At 54.8% G+C, this 12,226-nt stretch carries 10 protein-coding genes; 4 read left to right on the forward strand and 6 right to left on the reverse strand.

Going from position 1 to position 12,226, the window contains the following annotated elements:
• Positions 1-490: 490 nt before the first annotated feature.
• Positions 491-865, reverse strand: coding sequence for a VOC family protein (locus JOE21_RS09795; RefSeq protein ID WP_309865372.1), 375 nt, complete (start codon positions 863-865; stop codon positions 491-493).
• A complete protein-coding gene (acnA, locus tag JOE21_RS09800) occupies positions 865-3,582 on the reverse strand; it encodes an aconitate hydratase AcnA (protein ID WP_309865375.1) in 2,718 nt (905 codons plus the stop codon). Before acnA ends, JOE21_RS09795 begins: the two co-directional genes overlap by 1 nt.
• A gap of 209 nt (positions 3,583-3,791) precedes the next feature.
• Between acnA and JOE21_RS09805 the strand changes: the two genes are divergently transcribed.
• A complete protein-coding gene (locus JOE21_RS09805) occupies positions 3,792-4,535 on the forward strand; it encodes an IclR family transcriptional regulator (RefSeq protein ID WP_309865378.1) in 744 nt (247 codons plus the stop codon).
• Positions 4,536-4,585: 50 nt separating this feature from the next.
• A complete protein-coding gene (msrB, locus tag JOE21_RS09810; RefSeq protein WP_309865379.1) occupies positions 4,586-5,035 on the forward strand; it encodes a peptide-methionine (R)-S-oxide reductase MsrB in 450 nt (149 codons plus the stop codon).
• 55 nt (positions 5,036-5,090) lie between these two features.
• Here msrB and JOE21_RS09815 read toward each other — a convergent pair whose 3' ends face one another.
• From JOE21_RS09815 to JOE21_RS09825, 3 genes are all read right to left on the reverse strand, one after another.
• The gene (locus tag JOE21_RS09815; protein ID WP_309865382.1) at positions 5,091-5,435 is read right to left on the reverse strand and encodes an antibiotic biosynthesis monooxygenase family protein; all 345 of its coding nucleotides are present in this window, start codon (positions 5,433-5,435) and stop codon (positions 5,091-5,093) included.
• Between the two features lie 153 nt (positions 5,436-5,588).
• Positions 5,589-7,538, reverse strand: coding sequence for a glucose-specific PTS transporter subunit IIBC (gene ptsG / locus JOE21_RS09820; RefSeq protein WP_309865385.1), 1,950 nt, complete (start codon positions 7,536-7,538; stop codon positions 5,589-5,591).
• 354 nt (positions 7,539-7,892) lie between these two features.
• The gene (locus tag JOE21_RS09825) at positions 7,893-8,192 is read right to left on the reverse strand and encodes a cytochrome C oxidase subunit IV family protein (protein ID WP_309865389.1); all 300 of its coding nucleotides are present in this window, start codon (positions 8,190-8,192) and stop codon (positions 7,893-7,895) included.
• A 357-nt stretch (positions 8,193-8,549) separates the two neighbouring features.
• On the opposite strand from JOE21_RS09825, the gene JOE21_RS09830 reads away from it, so the two are divergent.
• Positions 8,550-8,990 (forward strand): BrxA/BrxB family bacilliredoxin, encoded by a 441-nt coding sequence (locus JOE21_RS09830; RefSeq protein ID WP_309865391.1) that lies wholly within the window; start codon positions 8,550-8,552, stop codon positions 8,988-8,990.
• Between the two features lie 366 nt (positions 8,991-9,356).
• Here JOE21_RS09830 and JOE21_RS09835 read toward each other — a convergent pair whose 3' ends face one another.
• On the reverse strand, positions 9,357-10,085 hold the full coding sequence (locus JOE21_RS09835; RefSeq protein WP_309865393.1) for an alpha/beta hydrolase: 729 nt from the start codon (positions 10,083-10,085) through the stop codon (positions 9,357-9,359).
• Positions 10,086-10,233: 148 nt separating this feature from the next.
• Here JOE21_RS09835 and JOE21_RS09840 point away from each other — a divergent pair, with 148 nt between their 5' ends.
• Complete coding sequence (locus JOE21_RS09840; protein ID WP_309865395.1) at positions 10,234-12,177, forward strand: AMP-binding protein; 1,944 nt, start codon at positions 10,234-10,236, stop codon at positions 12,175-12,177.
• Positions 12,178-12,226: the final 49 nt, after the last annotated feature.

Raw genomic sequence — 12,226 nt, forward strand, 5'->3', positions numbered from 1 at the left:
ACCCTAGTGCCCCTTCAGGTAATTTCGATCTGTTATTCTTGGCCTTTACGCGGACAAGTCGGTCGGCTTGGTTTTCCGTCTTCGCTCCATGCACTCATCGAGCACAAGTCTCGCCTTGGTCACTTTGTTCCCAGGTCTTGCTATGCGTGGCAGAGTCGACTCCGCCGGAAAACCAAGCCTCCCTCCACGTAAACACGATCGATATTGGTAGAAAGGGGCACTAGTATGTTTATCTATCATAAGCGATTAATGCGCGTCATAGGGAGTGGTTGACCAGAAGCCGCCTTGTTCCTACGCCCTCACACGAGCGACACCATTGTTGTCGTACCCTTTCCGATTCAAGCGGGGAACCATGGGTTGAACTCGACCAACGTCGACTTTTTTACAGGGTATGAGCAGAGAGACCGGACGGTCACCGTGGATATTCATACACAAACCCCCCTGTCCCAGGACAGGGGGGTTTTCAAAAATAACCGAGGTGAGTTTCGTGTTACTTGCGATTCTTTTGCTCAATCAGTTCCAGCCGGTTGCCGAATGGATCCCGCAATTCAAAACGATCGAAGCCGGGAATGGGAACAGACTCCACAATCGGGACACCGGCCTCTTCGAGGCGCAAACGCCAGCGGGAGAGGTCTTCCACCTCGTAGGCGAGGTGGGCTTTGGTCCGGTTCCGGTCTAAGCCGTCTTCCGTGCCGACATGGAGATCGGCGTTGGACAGACGGAGCCAGAAACCGCCGCGATCGGAGAGGGTGTTCGGTTTGGGAATTTCCATCAAACCCAGCAGGTCGCAGTAGAAACGGCGCGCTTTTTCTTCGGCGCCCTTCGGCACCGTGATCTGGGCGTGATGCAAGCCCCGGATGGTCATCAGGCGTTGACTTCTTCTTTGTTGTCCAGGAACTGGCGCAACACGGTTTGCAGGATGCCGCCGTTTTTGTAGTACTGAATATCCACCTGGCTGTCCAGCCGGATGATGGCGTCAAACTCCACCACCGATCCGTCGGCTTTGGTCGCTTTTACCTTTACGTTCTGTAAGGGCTGGATGTGATCGTTTAAGCCGAGGATGTCGAAGGTTTCCTCGCCGGTCAAGCCGAGGGATTGCCAGCTGTCCCCTTCGGAGAATTGCAGCGGCAGCACACCCATGCCGACCAGGTTGCTGCGGTGGATCCGCTCAAAGCTCTCGGCGATGACGGCTTTGATCCCCAGCAGATTGGTTCCTTTGGCGGCCCAGTCACGGGAGGAGCCGGTGCCGTATTCCTTACCGGCCAGAACCACCAACGGGGTGTTTTCTTCTTTGTATTTCATGGCTGCATCATAGATGGCCATGGTTTCACCGGAAGGCACATGCTTGGTAAAGCCGCCTTCGGTTCCAGGGACCATCTGGTTGCGGATGCGGATATTGGCGAAGGTACCCCGGGTCATGACACGGTCGTTCCCGCGGCGGGAGCCGTAGGAGTTGAAGTCGCGGGGGGCGACATGGTGCTCCTTCAGGTATTTTCCGGCCGGGCTGGTGGGTGCGATGGCACCGGCAGGGGAGATATGGTCGGTGGTGACGGAATCCTTCAGGATGGCCAGGGCACGGGCGCCGCTGACTTCCCGGATCGGCTCCACTTCGGGGGACAGATCCACAAAGAACGGAGGCTCCTGGATATAGGTGGAGTTTTCGTCCCACTCGTACAATTCCCCTTCGGGGGTGTCCATTTGGTTCCAGCGTTCGTTGGCATCAAAGACCTGAGCGTACTGTTCCCGGAATTGGTCGGCGTTCATGGACGCCTCCACCGTTTTCAGGATTTCCTCGTTGGAGGGCCACAGATCCCGGAAGAAGACCGGGTTTCCGGCCGAATCGTGCCCGATCGGTTCCGTTTCGAAATCGATATCGACGGTACCGGCCAAGGCATAAGCGACCACCAATGGCGGGGATGCCAGATAGTTGGCTTTTACATCGGGATGGATCCGTCCTTCGAAGTTCCGGTTCCCGGACAGGACGGAAGCCGCTGTCAGGTCGTTGTCGTTGATCGCTTGGGAGATTTCCTCCGGCAGCGGGCCGCTGTTTCCGATACAGGTGGCGCAGCCGTAACCGGCCAGGGTGAAGCCCAGTTTGTTAAGGGACTCCAGCATGCCGGACTTTTTGAGGTACTCGGTTACCACTTTGGAACCCGGGGTGAGGCTGGTTTTCACATAAGGCGGTACGGTCAGTCCTTTTTGCACCGCTTTGTGGGCTACCAGTGCCGCACCCAGCATTACCGACGGGTTGGAGGTGTTGGTGCAGCTGGTGATGGCAGCGATGACGACGGAGCCGTTATCCAGCTCAAAGCGCTTGCCGTCCATCTCCACGGCCACTTTCTTCGATTTTTCCTGAACCCCGAAACCGCCTTCTTCGATGGGTTTAGCCAGGGTTTCGTTCCAGGACTGTTTCATGTCGGAGAGTTCGATGCGGTCCTGGGGACGGCGCGGACCGGCCAAGCTGGGTTTGACATCGCCCAGGTCCAGTTCGATGGTATCGGTAAATGCCGGATCCGGGGTGTCATCGGTACGGAACATGCCTTGTGCCGTGTAGTATTCCTTCACCAGTTCCACCAGTTCGTCATCGCGGCCGGTGCTTCGCATATAGTTGAGGGCTTCCTCATCCACCGGGAAGAAGCCGATGGTGGCACCGTACTCGGGAGCCATGTTGGCCACGGTGGCACGGTCTGCCAAGCTGATGTTGGAAAGACCCGGACCGTAGAATTCGACGAATTTGCCCACTACGCCTTTTTTCCGCAGCATCTGTGTAACGGTGAGCGCCAAGTCGGTAGCGGTGGCACCATCGGCCAATTGGCCGGTCAGTTTGAAGCCGATCACTTCCGGGGTGAGGAAGTACAACGGTTGCCCCAGCATGCCGGCTTCCGCTTCGATGCCGCCCACACCCCAGCCGACGACACCCAAACCGTTGATCATGGTGGTGTGGGAGTCGGTTCCGACGAGAGAGTCCGGGAAAACTTCCGTTTCACCGTCCACTTGGCGGGTGGCGGCCACTTTGGCTAAATACTCCAGGTTTACCTGGTGGACAATCCCGGTGGCGGGGGGGACTGCACGGAAGTTGTCAAAGGCTTCCTTGGCCCAGCGCAGCAAGCGGTACCGCTCTTCGTTCCGTTCAAATTCGCGGTTCATGTTGTACTCAAGGGCATCTTCGGTCCCGAATTTGTCCACCATCACCGAGTGGTCGATCACCAGGTCGACGGGGATGAGCGGGTTGATGCGGTCCGGGTTGCCGCCCACCCGCTGCATGGCGGAGCGAAGGGCCGCCAGGTCCACTACGGCGGGCACGCCGGTGAAATCCTGCAACACGATCCGGGCGGGTTTAAACGCCACCTCTTTTTTCTCTTTCAGATCGGTCCAGTTGGCCAATTGTTCGATATGTTCCTTGGTGACGCCGACGCCGTCCTGCTGACGGACTGCCGCTTCCAGCAGTACCTTGATGGAGAAGGGCAGGCGGGATACAGGTCCTACGCCTTGTTCCTCCAAGCCGGCCAGACGGTAGTAGTGATAATCCTTGCCGGCGGCAGAGAGTTTGGTGCGCACACCAAACAAATCCTTTTTGGACATGTGGATAACCTCCTTGGAAAAGGATAAGTACAAAAACGATTGTTTCGTTTGATGAAACCGCGTTTCTTTTTCATTTCCATTATACAATGGACCCCTCTTCTTTGTATACCCCTTTACGGTCCTATTCTCTCTTTCATAATGGAAAAAAGCAGGGTATAATGGATAATAAAAATCATTTTCATTAGACGGAACTAAAGGGGCAATCCGCGATGGAAACCAAGAAAACCGTGCGCGCCGCTGAGCGTGCGTTGGATATTCTGCTCTGTTTCACCGAGGCACCGGAACTGAGCCTGACGGAAATCGCGCGGATGACGGATTTGAACAAAAGCACGGTGTACCGTCTGTTGGCTACGTTGGAGGAGAAGGGCTTTCTTATTCGGGACGGCGACACTGAAAAATATCGGCTGGGCTTTCGCATCTGGGAGTTGTCTACCCATCTTTCCCAATCGGACGATCCGGCTATTCTTTTCCTGCCCGAAATGGAAAAGCTGCGTGATGCCATCGAGGAGACTGTCAGCTTATATGTCCGGGACGGATATGAACGAATCCGGGTGCAGGCGGTGGAGAGCAACCAAGCCATTCGCCGCGTGGCACCGATCGGGGCTCGTATGCCCTTGGCGGTGGGGGCGTCCAGCAAAGTGCTTGCCGCTTTTTCGGAGCCGTCGGAGCAGGCTTTGATCTTGGGCGATCCCGGTTGGCCGGAAACGGTGGACCAGGGAGAGTATCTGCAACAGTTGCAGAGGATTAAAAAAGAAGGTTATGCCACCAGTGTGGAGGAACGGGAAGCGGGCACCTCCGCCGTTGCGGTCCCCGTTTTTGACCGCCACGGTAAAATTGTTGCCGCTCTGGCCGTTTCCGGTCCCGTCGGCCGGCTGACCGTGGATCGGATGAAAGAAGTGGTCCCCCATGCGATTGAGGCGGCGGAGCGGATGCAAAAGATGATGAAAAAATAAGGATCGGGAAAGAATAAACTTAAAAACCATTACGGCAAGGAGGGTCCGTCATGGTGAAGCCGGATCGCGAAGCCTTAAAAAAGCGGCTGACCCCGATGCAGTATCAAGTGACGCAGGAAAACGGAACGGAACCGCCGTTTCGAAACGAATACTGGGACAACAAACGGGAAGGGATCTACGTCGACATCGTCTCAGGGGAGCCCCTGTTCAACTCGACGGATCAATACGATGCCGGTTGCGGCTGGCCCAGCTTCACCCGGCCGATTCAAAAGGAAGAGATCGAGGAACGGGAGGACCGAAGCCACGGCATGTTCCGCACCGAAGTGCGCAGCAAAACCGCCGACTCCCACCTGGGCCACGTCTTTCCCGACGGCCCCGGACCGGAAGGCCTGCGCTACTGCATCAACTCCGCCGCCCTGCGTTTTATTCCCAAGGAGGAGTTGGAGCAGGAAGGATATGGGAAGTATCGGAAGTTGTTTAAAACCACCGGCGATCAATAAGCCGATGGTTTTTAAATGAATGGCGAATTTGATTTTCAACACCCTGATAGGATTATTACGACAGATCCTCATTTCTGTCAAAGCCATAATCCCTTTCGACCCGACACACTCTGGTTTTGTATCGAAGATACCACTGTGCTTTTCCTTTTTGCTGAGCCAGTTGATGGAGTGAATGTTCCTTCCAATTTTGAATGGCTTCTGTGGATTCCCAATAAGAAATCGTCAACCCAAAGCCGTTTTTATCCCGTACACTTTCCACGCCTAAAAATCCCGGCTGATCGGAGGCCAGCTTCACCATTTTTTCCCCCATGACCTCGTATCCGTTGTCGTCTTCACTGCGTTCCGAGGAAAAAATGACGGCATAATAAGGAGGGTTGGGGGTTTTCGCGATGTGACTCATGACGGATCCCTCTTCTCTTTTGCGATTTACTATTTCGGATCATTGATTTTATTATCGGATAAGAGGAGCCGCATGACTACCCGATCATATTCCTTACAATAAAAAACCAAAAGAAGACCGGCATCTTGGTGCCGGTCTTCTTTCGTTTAAAGATTAGTCTTCGCTTTTAATGGAAACGATTCCTGTTTCACCGGAACGGACGTCTCCGTCTTTGAGAAGGGTCAGCTTTTCTCCTTCTTCCAAGTTGGTGATCACAATGGGGGTGATCGTCGATTTGGCTTTTTTCTTCACGGCATCCAGGTCCACTTTCAGGAGGCGTTGTCCCTGTTTGACCCGGTCGCCCTTTTTGATCAGGAGATCGAAACCTTCTCCTTCCATCTTGACGGTGTCGATCCCGACGTGGATCAGGATCTCGATCCCGTGGTCGGATTGAATGCCGATGGCGTGTTTGGTGGGGAAGACGTTGATCACTTTGCCGTCCACAGGGGAGACGACGGTGCCGTCGGCGGGTTCAATGGCAAAGCCGTCGCCCATCATTTTGCCGGAGAAGACTTCATCGGGAACTTTCGTGATGGGCAGGATCTTCCCTTTCATCGGGGCGCCGATTTCCTCCCGGCCGTCGGTGCTCCGGACGCTTCCATCTTCTTTGGTTTGGACCGGTTCCGTGGTACGCGGTTTTTTACCGCGGATGATATCCTGTATTTGGCCTTTCAGATTATCGGACTGGGTTCCAAAAATAGCCTGGATGCTTTCGCCGTAGACCAGTACACCCGAGGCCCCCAGCTTTTTGAGGCGGTCTTGGTCCACTTGTTTCGCATCTTTGACGATCACGCGCAGACGGGTGATGCAAGCATCCAGGTTGGCGATGTTGTCTGCGCCGCCGAAAGCGTCCAGCACGTCGTGGGCCAATTCGCCTTCTTTACCCGCTTCCGTGCTGTCGTCGGCATCATCTTCATCCTCGCGACCCGGTGTTTTCAGATTGAACTTGCGGATTGCGAAGCGGAAGCCGAAGTAGTAGATCACTGCGAAGGCTGCACCGACGGGCAGGATCAGAATCGAATTGGTGGACAGGTTCCAATACAGGAGATAGTCGATCACTCCGCCTGAGAAAGTCATTCCCGCTTTGACACCGAGGAAATCCATCAGGGCGAAAGAGATACCGGCGAACAGGGCGTGAATGGCAAACAGCAGCGGCGCGACGAACAGGAACGAAAATTCAATCGGCTCCGTAATCCCCGTCAGGAACGAAGTGAGGGCAGCGGACAACATAATGCCGCCTACCACTTTTTTCCTCTCTTTGCGCGCTTCATGGTAGATGGCCAAGGCGGCCGCCGGCAGACCGAACATCATAAAAGGAAACTTTCCGGTCATAAAGGTTCCCGCCGTAGGATCTCCGCCGAAGAAGCGATGGAAGTCTCCACGGAAGACTTCGCCGGCAGCGTTTTGAAAGGTGCCGAACTCAAACCAGATCGGTGAGTAAAAGATGTGATGCAAGCCGAAAGGGATCAGAGAACGCTCGATGACGCCGAAGATAAAGGCGGCCAATAAGGTATTTTGACCCGTTACCGCCGTGCCGAAGGTATCGATGACCGACTGAATCGGCGGCCAGATGAAAAAGAAGGCGATTCCCATCAGGAACGAAGTAACGGCGGTAACGATCGGAACAAAGCGTCGTCCCCCAAAAAAGCCGAGATACGGGGGCAGCTGAATATCATGGAATCGATTATATAGATACGCGGCTACAATCCCCATGATAATCCCGCCGAACACCCCCATCTGGATGGTGTCGATGCCCAGTACCTGGACCGTCTCCAAGCCTTGATCATTGGCCAGGATCCCCATGGTGGTGTTCATAATCAGATAACCCACCACTGCGGCGACACCGGCGGTGCCTTCACCGCCAGCCAAACCGATGGCTACGCCAATTGCAAACAATAGAGGCAGGTTGTCAAAAATGACGCCGCCTGCTTGTTCCATCAACGGAATGTTGAGAACGTTTTCATGTCCCAGCCCGAGCAACAAACCCGCAGCGGGCAAGAGGGCGACAGGCAGCATCAGAGCCCGTCCGACCCGTTGTAACACAGCAAAAGCCTTTTTGAACACGGTGAAACCTCCCTATAAAATAAAGATCTCGTAGCACTGCGCAAACAAGTAAAAGCAACAATCATGCCAATTGAAAATAGGGTTCGGGTTCACTGGTGGAAACGACTCGATTGCTTCTCCTAGGGAATAAGCTGTGCAACGGTTGGCCCGGATAGTGTGCAAGCGCTTGTCTGTCCGTATCCGTTTCGGCAGGGTCGATAGACCGTTGGGATCACAGATTGATTTCATGTTTGGCTTCATTCCGCACGTAAAGCTGTCCAGTGTGCACTTCCAGCGTATTTTTAGATCTCAAAACGCTCCCGGTGGGGGAGCAACCGAAGGACCCGTCCGGGAGCGTGTTTTCGTCTGTCTGTTTTATCCTCTCAACCACCAAATCGCAACAGCGATGATCACACTGAACCCAAGACCGCTCACCATAAACAGAATGGGAAGCTGGTGTCGTCGATCCAAGTGCATGAAGGTTGCCAGCTGCAATACGGTTTGGATGGCCGCCAGTACCAGGATGACGGTTAAGGTGAGCCCCCTCGGGAGATACTCGGTGGCGACAGCGGCAAATGCGATCGCTGTCAAAAGAATCATCCATCCAAAGGCCCGGATGTGCTTTCCGGAGGTTTCCCGGGGTCTGGTGTTTTCACGGTGATCGGTGTGGGTCATGGGAATTCCGCCTTTTCGGTGTTTCTACCTTGCAGGGTGCACCTTTTGGGGTTGCTTTATGCGAATTGGATTCGCTCTCGTTTTGCACTCGGGCTTGTCTGGTTATTCAATTTCCCGCAAAATAAGAGAGGGTCGGTGTGGCTTTTGATTCGTCTTTGCACTCATAGAGCACAAGTCTCGCCCGGGTCACTGTTGTTCCCTGGTCTCGCTATGCGCTTTTGCAAAAAAGGAAGACGGCCATACCGGCCCGGGATCTCGCGCTACGGATTGTTCAGACACGCCCTAAAGCACACGTCTTCCTTTGATGGACGACAGGCGTTGATTTGGATACAATACAGACAAGGAGGGATGGATGGTATGGCACAAGATTTTTACATTCAACAAATGCAAATGATGGTTCAACCGATGCGGGATGAGCTGACTCGGATCGGTTTTACAGAATTGACTACACCGGAGGAAGTGGAACAAGCCTTGGAAGGCGAGGGCGCCAAGGGGACGGCTCTGATCGTCGTCAATTCGGTCTGCGGATGCGCCGCCGGACTGGCCCGGCCGGCTGTGGCCCACTCTCTCAACAATAAGAAGAAACCGGACCATTTGTTCACTGTGTTTGCGGGACAAGACAAAGAAGCAACGGCAAAAGCCCGGGAATACTTCACCGGCTATCCGCCGTCCTCCCCGTCTTTCGCCTTGATGAAAGACGGAGAGCTGGTACACATGGTGCAGCGTCACGAGATCGAGGATCGTTCGCTGGAAGAGATCGCTGCCAACCTGACCAGCGCTTACGACAAGCATTGCTAAAAGCACCCCTTGTGGGGTGTCAGGTTGATGTTTAACGTGAGATTGGGGAACGAAGGTGACCATGGCGAGACCTTATGCTTTGAGAGCCTGTCTATCTTCCGTAAGAGCAGGAGAGGGTCGGGATGGCTGGCGGAGAGCCTTTGCCGTTTTTTGCAACGAAACGAAGACAGCCATCCCGACCCGGTCTCGCCCTACAGATGATTTCACCTACCTTCCGTAAAACGGGACTCGGGTCTGTGGTCGTCCCCTCTTCCTGCAATAAAGCGTTTGTCAGCAGCTTCAACGCCCCTCCGGGGCGTTTTTTGTATAGGTCATAAAAAAACTACCGGATGTTTCGCCCAAAAAGGGTGAACATCCGGTGGGAGGTTACATTCCGAAAAAGAAAGCTAACGCTTGCGGCAGATCCTTTTGCCAGAATCCCCAGGTATGGTTGCCATCCTGCTCGGTATAATGGATGCGGGCATCCTTTTCCTGCAGGGCGCGGTGGACTTCGCGGTTGCGACTCAGCAGATCCAAATTACCTATATGGGTGGGGACTGCTGTTTCCGCTTTCCCGATCGTTTGATAAATCTCCAGGTGGGACAAGGAATCGGTGTGACGGATCGCTTCCAGCGTCGGTTCCAGAAACGCACCGGATTGGGACAGAATCCGGTGAAATTGCTGCGGATTCTGAAGGGCCAGATGGAGAGAGACCGTCCCTCCCAGGGAGGAACCGCCCAGCACACGTTCTCCGGGAATGGCTGCAACGGGAAACTCGCCTTCTACATAAGGCAGGAGTTCATCCGTAAAAAAGCGAAGATAAGGTTGGTGGCGTTCACCGACCGGGGCGTACTCAGATGTTCGCTTCTCCTTATCCACCGGTATGGCCACGGCTGCAAAGGGGCGGATCTCTCCGTCCAGGATCAACCGGTTGGCCTGTGTGGCCAATCGGCCCAAGTTTAAATAATCGTCACCGTCCTGGAGATAGAGAACGGGATAGGAAGCATGGTCGTCATGTTCCGGCGGGAGATACACTTGAATGCTTCGGGTTTCCCCCAGGTGGCTGCTTTCCACTTCTCCATTGACAATCGTCCGTTTCAAGTATCGCTGGTCCATAGAACACCACTCTTCTTTCCAATCGTGTCCTTTATTTTACCCTATTTTGATGCCGGCGTCTCATTTTCGAGGGAAAAGGCAGATGGGACGCGTTTTTTCGAAACCCTCTATGTTGTACAAACTTTTTGATGTGCGGGGTGAACGATGGATGGGTCGAGCCGTTTGGTTTCCAACAGAAGGAGATATCAAACAGTCGCGTCTGGGACGATTGATGGCGAAGGTGGGGACGGAGAGCGCCGATGAGTTCCATAAACGGTCCGTGCAGGATGCGGCCTGGTTTTGGGAGACGGTGGAAAAGGATCTGGGGTTCGTCTGGGATCGTCCCTATCGGCAGGTATTGGACACTTCCAAGGGAATACCATGGGCCCGCTGGTTTGTAGAAGGGGGATTCAACGTTTCGGTGAACGCTCTCGATCGCTGGGTGGAAAAACCCTCTACCCGTCACCGGCTTGCATTGATCTGGGAAGGAGATAACGGAGAGGTGCAGAAATGGACCTACCGGGAACTGTGGACCGAGGTGAACCGGGCCGCCCGCGGCTTGCGGAAGCTGGGAATCGGTGAAGGGGACCGGGTGGCCATTTATTTGCCGATGGTGGTGGAAAATGTGGTTGCCATGCTGGCGGTTGCCCGGATCGGCGCCATCTTTACTCCGTGTTTCTCCGGTTATGGAGCAGAGGCGGTAGCCACTCGTTTGCGGGATTGCGAAGCCAAGGTGCTCATCACCGCCGACGGTTTCCTCCGTCGGGGAAAAACGGTCAACATGAAAGAGGAGGCGGACAAAGCGGCGGAACAGTCTCCCAGCGTCCAACATGTGGTGGTGGTTCGCCGGTTGGGGCGGCAAATTCCCGCCTTTCCCCGCGATGTGGATTGGTCCAATATGCTGTCCGCTGACCGTACACCGCTGACTGCCGCATCTACCGATGCGGATCACCCCTTTATGATCATCTATACCTCCGGCACCACCGGCCGCCCCAAAGGAACGGTTCATGTTCATGCAGGCTTTCCGGTCAAGGCGGCTTTCGACGCCGGGTACGGGATGGATCTGGATGAAGGCAGCGTTCTCTTCTGGATGACGGACATGGGTTGGATGATGGGACCGTGGATGGTGTTTGGCTCGCTGTTGACGGGAACCACCATGTTGCTGTTTGAAGGAACACCGGATTATCCCCATCCGGACCGGATGTGGCGGCTGGTGGAAGACCATGGTGTGACCCATCTGGGGCTCTCCCCGACGGTGGTGCGAGCGCTGATGAAACACGGGGATGAGTGGGTAAAAGGATGTCACCTGGAATCCTTGCGCGTGTTCGGTTCCACTGGGGAACCATGGAATCCGGAGCCGTGGCAGTGGTTGTTTGAAACGGTGGGGCAAAAGCGGGCACCGATCTGGAACTATTCCGGAGGAACAGAGATTTCTGGAGGCATTTTGGCCACCAATCTGATGAAACCCATCGCTCCCTGTTCATTTAGCGGACCCATGCCGGGGATGGATGCAGATGTGGTGAATGAACAGGGGAAAAGCATACGGAGAGAAGTCGGAGAGTTGGTGGTCCGTCAGCCTTGGGTCGGCATGACCCGAGGTTTTTGGCGGGATCCCGACCGTTATGAACAGACGTACTGGGAACGTTTTCCCGGTGTGTGGGTGCATGGAGACTGGGTGGAAGTGGACGAGGACGGGTTCTGGTACATTACCGGCCGTTCCGACGACACGCTGAAAATCGCGGGCAAACGCTTGGGTCCAGCCGAGATGGAATCCACGTTGGTCGATCATCCCGCCGTGCTGGAATCCGCCACGATCGGAGTGCCGGATGCCGATAAAGGGGAAGCAGCTGTCTGTTTTGTCATTTTGAAGGCGGAAGCAGACGAGAGGGAAGCGTTAAGGCGTGAACTGATGGCATGGGTGGGGGAACGGATGGGGAAAGCGCTTCGCCCCCGCGCCATTCATTTTGTCCGGGAGTTGCCCAAGACCCGCAACGGAAAAATCCTGCGCCGAGCGATTAAAGCTGCCTATACGGGCCAAGACGCCGGAGACCTCTCTTCACTGGAAAATCCGGATGCGATCCATGCCGTGCGGGCGTCTCATATCAATGGCTGAATGTTGTAGCATAAAACAATGAAAAAAAGAGAGCCCGATTCCCCGGAAT

Source organism: Desmospora profundinema, assembly GCF_031454155.1.
Classification (GTDB): Bacteria; Bacillota; Bacilli; order Thermoactinomycetales; family DSM-45169; genus Desmospora; species Desmospora profundinema.